Source organism: Streptomyces bottropensis ATCC 25435, assembly GCF_000383595.1.
Taxonomy (GTDB): Bacteria; Actinomycetota; Actinomycetes; order Streptomycetales; family Streptomycetaceae; genus Streptomyces; species Streptomyces bottropensis.
This window is the reverse complement of record NZ_KB911581.1, coordinates 5,697,782-5,710,005: the sequence shown is the minus strand read 5'-3', so window position 1 is coordinate 5,710,005 and position 12,224 is coordinate 5,697,782. Positions and strand designations below refer to the sequence as shown.

At 68.5% G+C, this 12,224-nt stretch carries 11 protein-coding genes and 3 pseudogenes; 7 read left to right on the top strand and 7 right to left on the bottom strand.

Going from position 1 to position 12,224, the window contains the following annotated elements; all coding sequences use genetic code 11:
• Positions 1-11: 11 nt before the first annotated feature.
• On the bottom strand, positions 12-176 hold the full coding sequence (locus STRBO_RS43885; RefSeq protein WP_005477476.1) for a hypothetical protein: 165 nt from the start codon (positions 174-176) through the stop codon (positions 12-14).
• A gap of 488 nt (positions 177-664) precedes the next feature.
• On the opposite strand from STRBO_RS43885, the gene STRBO_RS0125560 reads away from it, so the two are divergent.
• Positions 665-889 carry a hypothetical protein gene (locus tag STRBO_RS0125560; protein ID WP_005477475.1) on the top strand — a complete coding sequence of 75 codons (225 nt, stop codon included), beginning with the start codon at positions 665-667 and terminating at the stop codon, positions 887-889.
• Positions 890-1,120: 231 nt separating this feature from the next.
• On the opposite strand, the pseudogene STRBO_RS45535 reads toward STRBO_RS0125560, so the two are convergent.
• The 3 genes and pseudogenes from STRBO_RS45535 to STRBO_RS42205 form a co-directional block, all read right to left on the bottom strand.
• Positions 1,121-1,477, bottom strand: a pseudogene (locus tag STRBO_RS45535) (ISAs1 family transposase); the annotation flags it as partial.
• Entirely contained in the window at positions 1,474-1,995 is a 522-nt protein-coding gene (locus tag STRBO_RS45530; RefSeq protein ID WP_280634022.1) for an ISAs1 family transposase, read from the bottom strand. The pseudogene STRBO_RS45535 and the gene STRBO_RS45530, both read right to left, overlap by 4 nt.
• A gap of 179 nt (positions 1,996-2,174) precedes the next feature.
• Positions 2,175-2,656, bottom strand: a pseudogene (locus tag STRBO_RS42205) (helix-turn-helix domain-containing protein); the annotation flags it as partial.
• A gap of 250 nt (positions 2,657-2,906) precedes the next feature.
• On the opposite strand from STRBO_RS42205, the gene STRBO_RS44210 reads away from it, so the two are divergent.
• Together STRBO_RS44210 and STRBO_RS0125535 are read left to right on the top strand one after the other, a co-directional pair.
• Positions 2,907-3,158 carry a hypothetical protein gene (locus tag STRBO_RS44210; protein ID WP_158690960.1) on the top strand — a complete coding sequence of 84 codons (252 nt, stop codon included), beginning with the start codon at positions 2,907-2,909 and terminating at the stop codon, positions 3,156-3,158.
• A gap of 669 nt (positions 3,159-3,827) precedes the next feature.
• Positions 3,828-4,382 (top strand): peptidoglycan-binding domain-containing protein, encoded by a 555-nt coding sequence (locus STRBO_RS0125535; RefSeq protein ID WP_202499065.1) that lies wholly within the window; start codon positions 3,828-3,830, stop codon positions 4,380-4,382.
• A 666-nt stretch (positions 4,383-5,048) separates the two neighbouring features.
• Here STRBO_RS0125535 and STRBO_RS45055 read toward each other — a convergent pair.
• From STRBO_RS45055 to STRBO_RS0125520, 3 genes and pseudogenes are all read right to left on the bottom strand, one after another.
• Positions 5,049-5,135 (bottom strand): annotated as a pseudogene (locus tag STRBO_RS45055) (hypothetical protein); the annotation flags it as partial.
• Between the two features lie 198 nt (positions 5,136-5,333).
• A complete protein-coding gene (locus STRBO_RS0125525; protein WP_020115050.1) occupies positions 5,334-6,074 on the bottom strand; it encodes a cache domain-containing protein in 741 nt (246 codons plus the stop codon).
• A gap of 44 nt (positions 6,075-6,118) precedes the next feature.
• Positions 6,119-6,868 carry a FadR/GntR family transcriptional regulator gene (locus tag STRBO_RS0125520; RefSeq protein WP_245170621.1) on the bottom strand — a complete coding sequence of 250 codons (750 nt, stop codon included), beginning with the start codon at positions 6,866-6,868 and terminating at the stop codon, positions 6,119-6,121.
• 194 nt (positions 6,869-7,062) lie between these two features.
• Between STRBO_RS0125520 and STRBO_RS0125515 the strand changes: the two genes are divergently transcribed.
• From STRBO_RS0125515 to STRBO_RS0125500, 4 genes are all read left to right on the top strand, one after another.
• Positions 7,063-8,586: an APC family permease gene (locus tag STRBO_RS0125515; protein ID WP_005477457.1), complete on the top strand. Its 1,524-nt coding sequence runs from the start codon at positions 7,063-7,065 to the stop codon at positions 8,584-8,586.
• A 74-nt stretch (positions 8,587-8,660) separates the two neighbouring features.
• On the top strand, positions 8,661-10,136 hold the full coding sequence (locus STRBO_RS0125510; RefSeq protein WP_020115049.1) for an aldehyde dehydrogenase family protein: 1,476 nt from the start codon (positions 8,661-8,663) through the stop codon (positions 10,134-10,136).
• 2 nt (positions 10,137-10,138) lie between these two features.
• Entirely contained in the window at positions 10,139-10,618 is a 480-nt protein-coding gene (locus STRBO_RS0125505; protein WP_202499063.1) for a dirigent protein, read from the top strand.
• Positions 10,619-10,680: 62 nt separating this feature from the next.
• A complete protein-coding gene (locus STRBO_RS0125500; protein ID WP_020115048.1) occupies positions 10,681-12,219 on the top strand; it encodes a PucR family transcriptional regulator in 1,539 nt (512 codons plus the stop codon).
• Positions 12,220-12,224 lie beyond the last annotated feature (5 nt).

Below are 12,224 nucleotides of genomic sequence, written 5' to 3'. Positions count from 1 at the left end.
CGAGTTCAACCTCAGTAATCGTCGCCCAAGGCGAGCAGGATCACGAAGATCTCGGCCGTGGTTCCGGCAACGACGACATCGAGGCCGTGCCGGGTGACGGGCGTCCATGCGCGGCCGTTGCCTATGTTCTCCGTGTTCGTGACCCAGCTCGTGCCCCGACCAAGTAGCTTCGCCACCCGTGTGGCGCCCGCTCCGCGTGATCGCGATCCCGGAGAAGGCTCCGCGAGTAGACGAGGTCGAAGGCCGACAGGTTCGTCACCAGCTTGATCGCTCCCTTCGCGTCGACGGGTCGAAGCGCCGCCTCGATGGCTCGGGCAGATGCGGGACCGACCGCGTCTGCGGCCGCCTGATGCGCCCAGTCGTCCTGCGCGACCATGACGAGGTCGACCACCTCCTCCGCGACGGTGGCCTCCGCTATCGCGCCCAACTGGCATATACATGACTCGATGCGGCCAGTGAGCTCAGCAACGGCGCGATTTCCTCCAGGATCTCCATCCGGGCATCCTGCCAGGCCCCACTCCATGAGCGGCCTGGCATTTCGCTGGCTGATGATCGGGAATGTGTCGGCGCTCAGCGTTCTGGCTCGGCGCTGGTTCGTCCGGCGTCGCGGCGGAAGTCTGGCATGCCGAGATAGACGGTGGACGGCTGGGCTGCACGGTCGTGCATGGCCTCCAGCTTCTGCGCGGCGGCGGGTCAGAGTGGTCTCGATGGCGGCGACCTCGCCGAGCCAGCCCTGATCCTTCGCCTCCTGGAGGTGGTCGACGAGGTTGGCGTGGATCTCCTGGAGCCGTGGCATCTGGGCCTTTTACTCCTCGCCGGGGCGGGAGGCCCGTCGGCGGGCGATGAACGCCTTGTGGGCCTCGATCGTCTCGGCAGGGTAGATCGCTAATGGTGGAGTCGGGTATTGGAACTGTCCGAATGCCCAGGGCTTCGGCATAGTCACATGACGTCCGGTTCGTGATCATGTGAGGCCGAGTAGGGCGAGCGGACGGTTGGGGTCGCGGGCGTTGGCGCGGAGTGCGGCGGCGATGTTGGTGGTGTCGGACAGCTTGAGGGCGCCGATGGCCAAGTTGCGCCAGGTCGCCATCGCGCGTGGTGCATTGCCGGTCCGCAGTTGGGAGGCGTCCTCGGCGAACGTCGTGTCGCGGACGTGGTGCAGGGCCTCCACCTTCCAGTGGTCCCGGACCAGCTTGGCCAGCTGGGCAGGGGTGGACTGCTCAGTGGCCAGGCTGGTGACGGCGTAGACGGTTTTGACGGTTGTTCTGCCCGTCTTGCGGTCGGTGCGGCGGCGCTTGATGATCTGGAGCGCCTGGCTGGCTCCGGGGAACAGCAGGTTGTTCACGGTGGCGACCTTGATCCGGCGGATCTCGGACCGTCCGTGACCGACGCCGCGCGTGCGGCCCTGGAGCGGGATGTCCTTCCAGGGAAGGGCTTTGAGCTGCTTGCGGAGCGTCTTCTGATTGCCCTTGACGATCACGATGTAGTGGGCTCGCGCCCGAGGAGGTAGACGGCATGCTCACGCTGGGTGTGCAGCGCGTCGCTGGTGACGACCACGCCGGCCAGGTCGGCGACCGTCTCCAGCAGCGGCTGGAAGCGGGTGATCTCGCCGGTCTTCTCACCTACGTCCAGCTGAGCCAGCACGAGACTGGCGGTGTGGTCCAGCGCGGCCAGCAGGTGGATCCTGCGGCCCTTGGCCCTCGCGGCGCCGCGCAGGCTCTTTCCGTCGACGGCAAGTCCTCGCAATGGGAGTGCGGTAGGGGCGCGGCGGTCGGCGAGCCAGCAGGCCATGGCCTGGTCAAGTGCGTCACCGTCGATGCGGGACAACAGTCTGCGTACGGTCGTTTCCGCCGGCAGGTTCCGCTTCGGGCACAGTGGGTCCGGCCGCACGCCGAGGGGTTCGAGTAGCTGGGGAGGGGTGTCGACGATCCATTCGCCGACCGCCAGCAGGGAGTTCGCCCCGGCCAGCACCGCGCACGCGGTCAGAGCATGCCGCACCCCTCGCGGATCGCGCGGGTCGGGCCCCTCGGCAAGACGTTGCAGAAGGCCGGGGACTTCCCCCGGCACCACCTTTGGATGCTCACTGAGCTGGTCAAGGGCAGGCTGGATCGGCGATGATGCGTCGGCAGGCACGGTCTTCCAGGCAGGTCATGGGGCGTCGAAAACTCCATGATCTTGGAGGCCCGCGAGAACCACAGGGGTGTGCCGTTGGGTGCGGCGACGACCTGCACGTTGATGCCGTGCTTCTTGTGCTTCTTGGAGTAGTACGGCTCGTCCGCCGCGACCCGGTCGGTGGGGATCAGAGTGCCGTCCAGGGTCACGAAGTCGTCCTCGCCTCGGCCGGTCAGGGCCTCGCGCAGGCCGGGTGCCCAGGCGGCGAGGACGTCGACCGTCTCGTCCACGTACCGCCAGGCTGTCGCTTCGGAGACGCCGAACCCGGCGCTGAGCTGGGCGAGCGTCTCGTTCTTGCGCAGGTGGGCAAGGGCGAGTTGTGCCTGACGGAAGCAGCTCAACTTGCGCCAGCGAGTGCGGCGTTCACACCTTCGGGCGTAGATGAGCCATGAGACATGCTCGACCAGCTCGTGCCGGACATCGAGCGTGGAAGGATACGGAACCAACGAAGCCCCCCGGCCGTCGGCGTGTTGAGTGAGATCACCACACCAACGACGAGGGGCTTCGCCACGTCACCGCCCCTGACCAGCCTGGTTCACCCGACAGCCCAGGATGAAAGAGGTTCACTGAGGGGGATACATGATGCGGAAGCCAACCATGATCCTGGCGGGCGCCGTCGGGGCGTCGCTACTGTGTGTCGGCGGCTGGTTCGTGACCGGCGCATCCGGGGACAACCCAAGGACCGCTATCGCAGTTCCACGGCGGCAGACTGGGTGTCCAACGCGGACCATGTCGTCGTGGCCACCGCAGTGTCGGAGAAGGAGGTTCCTCCCACGCAGAGCGAGATCGACCGAGGCGAGGGCCTTATCGGCCGCTCGGTCGAGATGCGCGTGGACCAGGTGCTGTGGTCACGCGAAGGTGCCGAGCATCCGGCACCGCAGACCTATACGCGACAGTCCACCGGCTGGGTTTTCGACGGCGAAGTCGCCAACCGTCCGAGTACGCGCTGCACGAGCGGCCCCGGATCGAACCCGGCCACAGCTATGTGATCGCCCTGCGCTGGGAGCCCGCCAGGTGCTCCGAGGGCGATGAGCCCGACGCCGCCGGCTGGGTCGGCCTCGGTTCCGGATCCACCTTGCCCTTCGACGAAGACACGCTCGGAAAGGGAGAGTTCGAGGGGACTGAGCGTCCCGCCCCATCTCCGTCGGCCACCACCGGCGACGACACCCCCGTCGCCGATCTCCTCACCGGGCAGGGAGCCGACCAGATCAAGGAACTCCTGGCCACGACGTCCTCGACGCCCACACCCACCACCTCGTCAGGGCCGTCGAACGCGGGCTCGTCCGCCCCTACTACGTCGGGAGCCTGCTGACACGGCCGCATATACGGAAGGGGTGCCCAATCATTGGCCAATCGACCGGCTCCGCAGGCCTTGACTGCTCAGGCACATCACCACAGACTGACCCCGCACCCCAGATGGCGCGTCAATCCCTTTCATTACAACGGGACTTGTGCGATATCGCGGCTGCCGCGGTGGGTGAAGCGGGGTGTACACCCACCGCCGGAAGCGTCGGCCGTGGCACCGCCCCTACCGTCAAGGCACAGCCGCTCCAGCCCGTCACCGGAGCGAGGCTGGCAGACCAGGAGCGGGGGCGTCCCGTCCTGCGGCGACTCCCTGCGACCGCACGGTCATCCGCAACGACCGAAAAGGGACACTCATGAGTGCACGTACGAAACGAAACCAGCTGGCCGCAGGCATAGTCGGCGTGCTGACCGTCGCCACACTCACACTGAGCACCTCGCCGGCTTCCGCGAGCGGTACCTACAGTGGTCGCGCCTACATCTACGGCGCCGGCAACTGGGTCGGCGACTGGGACGACGAAGGCATCCTGTCGACCAGCACAAACGCGTCATCCAATGCCACCTGCCTGTGGCAGAAAATCCTCTGGGCCGACCTCGCCACCGAAACCAACGGTACCCCGTTCGACGCTGCGGACATCGACGGCCACTTCGGAGCGAACACCAAGGCCGCGACCAAGGACTGGCAGGCCAGGTACCACCTCGAAGCTGACGGCTCGGTCGGCAAAGACACCTGGGCAGAAGCCGGCACGAATCTAGAGGATCACTACGACCCCGGCGACACTGCCGTTGACACGTACAGAGGCATTTGGGACAACCTCGCCCTCACCCGCGACAGTGACGGCAGGTATCACTTCGAGGACGGCGACGGCAACGCGCGGATTGCCGGCTACGACTACCTGACCTGCACCTGACGTCACGTCCCTTCGGCGCAATGTGTGGTGCTGGCCTCCAGAGGAGGCCCGGACACCGCATGAGCCCAGTCGCGGACCTGCTTGGGACCATCCCCGCGTGTGCGGGGAGCAGGTCTCCTCGAGGACGATCCGCCTGGCGTACCCAAGGCCATCTCCGCGCATGCGGGGAGCAGCTTCTCTGGGGCCCCTATCCCTTTGGCCGGCGGAAGCACGTTCTCCTCCACATCGGAGGTGCGGTGTGGGATCAGCATGACCGCCCGCCCATCCACCTGCGCGGGCACCGGCGAGGCTGAGACGCGCTCATCAGCGATCTCTTCGCTTACTCGCTCAAGGACCCGTTCGCGACAGCAAGTTCGTCTCACTCGGCCCGCACCTCCGCCAGCTGCCTGGCCAGCTGTTCTTCGCGTTCATCCAGTTCCGCGCGCCGCGCGGTGATGTGTTCCAGCAGCTCGGGATCCAGCATGGACCGGATCGTAGAGGGCTGCCGGGTCGGAGCGGGCAAGAATGGGACGGTTTCAGTTCCCCTTTGTGCTGCCGCCCCGTCAGGCCAGCCCATGGAGCACGCCGCGTGGCCTCCGCGAAGGTGTGGGTCTGGCTGATGCGGATGGACTCCTCGAGCCACTGCTCGCTCAGCGCCTCGCACAGCCCGCGTTTGCCCCCGAAGTAGTAGGTGATCAGGTGATGGCTGACACCGGCCGCCTCCGCGATACGGACGACGGGCCCCGTCGAAACCGTGGGCGCCGAACTCCGCACCGGCCGCGGCCAGAATGGCACGCCGGGTGCCCACTGGATCCCGCTGACGACCGGGATCGTCGGGGTGCTTCCGGCGCTGCCGCATCCCGGACGCTGCTTCCGACTTTCCTGATGTCGCCTCTTCCCCTGTCACATCGACGACCTTACCGGCGGTGTTTGTTGGAGGGGCCAACTACCTGCGGTGTCCGGTGTGCTCACTCAGCCGACGGCCGAGGACTCCACGCGGACCACGCTCCAGTCGACCTCCGGGGCCGGCACCGCTGCGCGCTCCGCTGCGGCCTCATGACCGAGCAGGTCGCGAGCGATCTCTCCCACGGCCCAGGTGGGTGTGTTCGCGGCCAGGACCCGGCCCTCGCTGGTGATCACCACGGCTTCGCCGCCCAGGTGCTTGAGGGAGCGGATGACGATCTGCTCGAAGGCCGCCACCGGGACGTCGGCCCCGACGACGCCGACGAACTCCCCGTGAACCGTCAACGGCCGGGTGAAGGTGAGGATGTACAGGCCGGCGCAGTGCAGGTCGACGTACGGCCCCATGACCGTGCCGTGGCCCTCGTTGCGGGGAATCACGAACCACGGCTTGAGCGTGTAGTCGTAGAAACTCTCGCTTCGCGGGTCCAGGTTCAGCCGCAGCGGCCGGGCGTCCTGGTCTCCGGTTCGCTGCCACCACTCGAGGTGGAAGGTAGCGTCGGTGAGCGCGTCGGGTGCCATGACCACGCCCGTGCCGTTGAACCGCTCGCCCTGCTCGCGGAGCAGGGTCTGGATGGTCGGTCGCAGGGCGGCGAGGTCGCTCGTCCCGGGATGCCTGATCTTCCGGCCGGCAGCGCTCAAGCGCTCTCGCGCTGCGGCCTCGAGGACGGCCAGCGCCGAGAAGACGGATTCCACCGCGTCCCGGATGGATGCGCTGCACTGGACGATGCCGGTGGCTGGGGTGCTGGTCATCACTGTGCTCCGTCAAGGAGGGTGGCGTGGCGTGCGCCACCGGGTCAGGCGTCGGTCAACCGTAGGTGCGTACGTACGAGATGGCGAGTGCCGGCAATCGTGTGTGCCTCGGCGAGGCGACGTGCCTCGGCCGCGTCTCCGGCCATGACGGCCACCAGGATCTCGTGATGCTGGTCGGCGAAGGCCGACGCGTCGGGCCCGTCGCCTCCCGGCAGCCACAACAGCGGCCCGAGCTCCGCCTGTAGCCGGACCTCCAGGCGTGTCAGCCGGACGGACTGCGCTGCGACGGCCACCTCTATGTGGAAGCGGGCGTCGGCCTTGCGCCGTTCGGCGGGGGACTCGGCCTTGCGCAGCGCCGTGACCAGGCGGTCCAGGCTCTTTGCCAGGTCCGAGGGGGCTCGTTCGGCGGCGAAGCGGGCCGCAGTGCCCGAGACGGCGAACTGCTCGTCGCCGAGATCGCGCAGCTCCGAGATGCCGAGTTGCTTGAGACGTGCCTGATGGATCCTGGTCAGGCCCTCCTCCGGGTTCCGCACGAAGCTTCCGCCGTTGCGTCCGCGCCGCGTCTCCACGAGTCCCTGCTCGCGCAGGATGGCCAGTGCCTCACGGACCGTGCCGTTGGCGACACCGAGCTGACAGGCGAGGTCGCTTTCGCTGGGGAGCTGCTCCCCATCCGCCATCAGCCCGATTGTGACCGCTTCGGCAATCCGGCGGACCACCATGTCCGCCCGGCCCGAGTCGCTCAGAGGCGCGAAGGCGGCGCTCATCACCGGCGAGCGGCCGTCCACTGCAGCCACGGCCCCTCCTCAGTCGCAGATCGTCATGAGAGATCGTTCCCACGCTATCAGTCAAACCGTTGTCCTATGAACTTCAATGTAGTAGGTTTTGCGCACTCGGCCCGCCGGACACCGGCCGGTCCTCGTCGGCTTCCCCCACGGCCCCGGCCCCGCCGCCCTCCCGCTCACAGCGTGTTTTCTCAAGGAGCCCGTCGATGAACGAAGTCACGCAGTCCCCGCCGTCCCCGGCCGAAGGTGACGCCGACGCCCGGCGACTTGCCGCTCTCGGGTACGAGTCCGAGTTCAAGCGGGACATGAGCCTGTGGGCGAACTTCTCGCTGGGGTTCACCTACCTCTCGCCGGTGGTCGGCGTATACACCCTGTTCGCCGCCTCCCTGATGGCCGGCGGTCCGCCGATGATCTGGGCCTTCGTGATCGCGGGTGTCGGCCAGTTGCTGGTGGCCCTGGTCTTCAGCGAGGTCGTCGCCCAGTTCCCGGTGGCCGGCGGGGTGTACCCGTGGGCCCGGCGCCTGTGGGGTCGCAAGTGGGGGTGGATGACCGGCTGGATCTACCTCCTCGCGCTGCTGTCCACCATCTCGGCGGTCGCCTACGGCGCCGGACCGTACGTGGCCGCGGTGTTCGGCTTCGCCTCCAGCACCACCACGACGATCCTCTGCGCGCTGGGACTGCTCTTGTTTGCGACGATCATCAACTTTGGCGGCACGAAGGTGCTCTCCACTGTCGCCGTGTTCGGGTTCGTGGCCGAGATTCTCGGAGCCGTCGTGGTAGGCGCCTGGCTGCTGATCGCCAACCGCCACCACGGTCTCGGCGTGCTGTTCGACGGCTTTGGCTCCCAGGGCAGCCACTCGTACTTCTACGCCTTCGCGGTCGCCTCGCTCATCGGCGTCTTCCAGTATTACGGCTTCGAGGCGTGCGGAGACGTGGCCGAGGAGGTGCCCAACCCCGGACGGCGCATCCCGGTCTCGATGCGGCGCACCATCTACATCGGCGGGGCTGCCGCGACCGCGGTGTGCCTCGCCCTCATCCTCGCCGTCAGCGACTTCGGCGCCGTGATATCGGGCAAGGACGCCGACCCGGTGACCACCGTGCTCACCGACGCCTTCGGCAGCGGCGGCGCCCGCGCCGTCCTGGTCGTCGTCCTGCTGTCCTTCATCTCCTGTGCGATGAGTCTGCAGGCCGCAGCCAGCCGGCTCACCTACTCCTTCGCCCGCGACCGGATGATCGTCGGCAGCCGCGTGCTGTCGGCCTTCTCTGAGCGGCTGCGGGTGCCTCCGTACGCCCTGCTGCTCGCGGCGGTCGTCCCCGCTCTGATCATCGTGGCCTCCACGTACTCCGCCGACGCACTAGTGAAGATCATCTCCTTCTCCACGCTCGGCATCTACCTGGCCTTCCAGATGGTCGTCCTCGCGTCCCTGCGGGCGCGGCTGAGGGGTTGGAGGCCGTCCGGCGAGTACCGGCTGGAGCGGTGGGGGCTTCCGGTCACGATCGGTGCCCTGGTCTACGGCGCCGTCGGGATCGTCAACATGAGCTGGCCGCGCACGCCCGGAACACCCTGGTACGACAACTACATCGTGCTGGTCAGCGGCGCGGTCGTGGTGGGCGCGGGCGCCGTGTACATGGCCATCGCCAAGCCGCACGAGCGGGGGGACGCCCCGGCGGGAGACGCGCTAGCCGTACCGGCCCCGCAGGAGACGCCCTCCCCGGCCGCCTCCGTCTGAGGCGCGTCGGCGCCCCGCTTCCCATCCGTCCGTCGCGCGCTGCGCGACGGTGACCTCCGAAGGTGGAGACCAACATGTCCACATCCCTGCCCACGCAGGCCCTGGTCGACGGTTCATGGCTGGACGGTGGCGCGGGCACTTTCCCGGTGCACTCCCCGCAGTCCGGTGAGCTCATCGCGCAGGTGGCCCGCTGCGACGCCCAGGACGCCGAGCGCGCCGTGGAGGCCGCCCGGCGGGCGCAGCCGCACTGGGCCGCGACGCCCCTCATCGAACGGGTCAAGATCCTGCGCCAGGTCCACGCGCTCTTCGCCGAGCGCGCCGAGGACATCGCCCGGGTGCTGACGCTGGAAATAGGCAAGACCGTCGCGGAGGCCCGTGAGGAGGTCATCGAGTATTCGGCCCCCGCCTGGCAGAAGGCCGGTGAGGAGGTGCTGCGACACCGGGGCATGTCGTTCCCCTCCACGCAGGAGCGGACGAACAACAAGCGGCTGGTCATGAACTACCGCCCGCTTGGCGTCGTCGGCGTCATCACCCCGTACAACTTCCCCACCGACATCTCCTCGATCGCGCTGGCGCACATCGTCGCCGCCGGAAACACGGCCGTCTGGAAGCCCTCGGAATACGCCCCGATCAGCTGCAACCTCGTGGCGGAGATCTTCGCCGAGGCCGGCCTGCCCGACGGCGTGATCAACGTGGTGCACGGATTCGGCGACGTCGGGGCGGCCATCGTCGAACACCCGGACGTCGACGGCCTGTTCTTCACCGGCTCCACCGCCACCGGCGAACGCATCGCCCGCGCCGCCGCCCTGCGCCCGCACCTGCTCGAACTCGGGGGCGACGGCCCCTTCATCATCCTGTCCGACGCCGACATCGACGCCGCGGTGGAGGCGGCGATCAATGGCTGCTTCTACTTCGCGGGCCAGGTCTGCACCTCGGCCGAACGGCTCCTGGTCCACGAGGACGTTCACGACGAGTTCGTAGCCAAGCTGACCGCCCGCGCCGCGCAACTCCGCGTCGGTGACCCGGCCCTGGAGGACACCGACATGGGCCCCGTACGCAACGAGGCCACGCTGCGGCGCATCGCGGAACACGTTGAGGACGCCCGGAGCAAGGGCGCGGATGTCGTCCAGTTCGGCAAGGAGGAGGGGCTCTTCTTCCCGGCCACGATCCTCACCGGCGTCACGACCGAGATGCGCATCGCCCAGGAGGAGACCTTCGGCCCGGTGGCTCCCGTTATCAAGGTCTCCTCGGTACAGGAGGCCGTGGAGATCGCCAACTCCACCGACCTCGGCCTGATCGCGTCCCTGTGGACCAGGGACCTGGCCACCGCCTGGCGCGTGGGGGAGGCCCTGCAGCACGGCACGGTCAACATCAACGAGACCAGCAACTACTGGGACCAGCTCGCCCCCTTCGGCGGCACCGGCAAGAGCGGCGTCGGCCGCGAACTCTCCGGCTGGTTCCTCGACACCTTCACCGAGTCCAAGCTGCTCGTCTTCGACCTGGGCGACAGCGAACTGCGCTACGACCGCCGTGCCGAAGGAGGTTGGTGACCATGAAGAAGTTCCGTCTCGCCGCCGTACTCGTCGCCACTGTCTGCGTGCTTGCCGCCCTGGGACTCTCCGTGGCACAGGCTGAACCACAGTCCTCCAGCCGGCACGGAAGGGCCACCACCTTCACAGTGATCGAGCACGCCGACACCGACACGGTCGTCGACCTCGGACCGCGCGGCGACAGCATCGGGGACACGCTGGCCTTCGGAAACCCCATCTATGACACGGCAGGGAACAGGGCCGGCGACTCCCAGGGCTCCTGCGTGCGGACCAAGGTCGGCACGGCATGGGAGTGCAGCTGGACGACGACGCTGAACGGCGGATCGATCGTCGCTCAGGGCCCGTTCTACGACACGGCCGACTCCACGCTCGCCATCACCGGCGGAACGGGCAAGTGGCGCACGGCACGCGGACAGATGCAACTGCACGCCCGCGACGCCAAGGGAAGCGCCTACGACTTCACGTTCGCGGTGAAGCGCTGACCCGGCCGAATCAGGCAATCTTTTTTTACCTCTATTACTGAATGTCATGGACGGTGAGGTACGTGGGCGTACCGCTTGCCTGGCTGACGCGGCGCCAGGACTTGCGGCTGCGGGTGCTGGCGGGACGCGACAGCCTGGACCGGGACGTGGTCTGGGCGCACAGCATCGAACTCGTCGACCCGGCACCGTGGTTGACCGGTGGTGAGCTGGTGCTCACCACCGGGCTCCACCTGGCGGCGGACACGGAAGCCTGCGCGGACTACGTCACCCGGCTCACGAAAGCCGGGGTGGCCGCTCTGGGCTTCGGGGTCGGTCTGTCGCACGAGCAGGTGCCCGAGGCACTCGTCGGCGCAGCCGAGGAGGCCGGGCTGCCGTTGCTGGAGGTCCCGCTGCCCACGCCGTTCGTGGCCGTCACCAAGGTGGTCATGGAACGCCTGGCTCACCAGCAGTACGAGGGTGTCGTCCGGGCGTCACGCATCCAGCCGCGGATGACCCGGGCCGCGCTTCGCGGCGGGGCCCAGGCAGTGGTGCGCGAACTGGCCGTCTCCACCCGCACATCCGTCGTCTTCCTGGACCACGAGAGCAAGGTGCGCGCGGTCCATCCCCCCGGCGTCGCAGCACCCGAGGCCGCCGTGCTCGCAGGTCTCGGCACCGCGGGGCAGACGACGGCAGCGGTGAGCAGTAGCGAGGACGGTGTGACGGCCGTGCAGCAGGTCCGTGTGGGACCGCGTGTCCACGGCCGCCTGGTCGTGGCGGCCGAGCGGGCTCTCACTCCGGTCGACCACCTCCTGCTCGGGCACGCGGCATCGTTGGTCGCACTGGAGGCGGAGAAGCCTCTGTCGCTGCGCGACGAGCAGAACCGCGTCAACGGTCTGTTCCTGCGGTTGCTGCTGGACGGCACCGTCGCCGCACCCCTCGCTCGCGACCATCTGACCGAGGCGGGCTTTCCCGTCCGTGACGGCATCCGTGTCCTCGCCCTGCGCGGCGGCAGCCCACGCCAGTCCCTGCAGATCGTGGGGGAGGAGCTGGCCGAGCGCGGTCTGCCCCTGTTCGGCCGTGTGCACGCCGGCTACGCGGCGGTGTTGTTGCCTGCCGGTCACGCGGCCACGGCACACACGGCAATGGACGGCACGCGTGCGCGGCTGCGGTCGCCCCTGTGGGCCGGCCTGAGCGCCGTCCACGATCTGACCGACGGGCCCGCGGCCCTGATCGAGGCGCTGAACGCCGCTTCGGTGGCCCAGGCCCGAGGCAGCCCGGCCGTGGTGCCGTTCGAGTCCCTGGCCGGCCGCATGCTCACCGCTACCCCCGAGACCAGGAATGTCCTCGCGACGCTGGCCGAGACCCAGCTGGCTCCGCTCGCCGCGCACGACACCGCACACGGCACCGACCTGATCCACTCACTGCGCGCCTTCCTGGAGCACAACGGCCAGTGGGAGGCCGCCTCGGCGGCTCTCGGTGTGCACCGGCACACCATGCGCAGCCGCATCGAGCGTGTGCGCGGCCTGCTCGGCGCGGACCTCGACTCGGCGCACGTGCGCGCCGAACTCCTGTTGGCGTTGTCCGCCTGGCAGGAGCCCGGCGGCAGCGACCGCACCGGTTGACCGAG

Bases quoted from the DNA above. Each gene is read 5' to 3' on its own strand.
- STRBO_RS0125510 (WP_020115049.1), top strand. From the start codon at position 8,661: ATGTCCACATCCCTGCCCACGCAGGCCCTGGTCGACGGTTCATGGCTG.
- STRBO_RS0125525 (WP_020115050.1), bottom strand. From the start codon at position 6,074: ATGACCAGCACCCCAGCCACCGGCATCGTCCAGTGCAGCGCATCCATC.
- STRBO_RS0125560 (WP_005477475.1), top strand. From the start codon at position 665: ATGGCCTCCAGCTTCTGCGCGGCGGCGGGTCAGAGTGGTCTCGATGGC.
- STRBO_RS0125505 (WP_202499063.1), top strand. From the start codon at position 10,139: ATGAAGAAGTTCCGTCTCGCCGCCGTACTCGTCGCCACTGTCTGCGTG.
- STRBO_RS0125535 (WP_202499065.1), top strand. From the start codon at position 3,828: ATGAGTGCACGTACGAAACGAAACCAGCTGGCCGCAGGCATAGTCGGC.
- STRBO_RS0125515 (WP_005477457.1), top strand. From the start codon at position 7,063: ATGAACGAAGTCACGCAGTCCCCGCCGTCCCCGGCCGAAGGTGACGCC.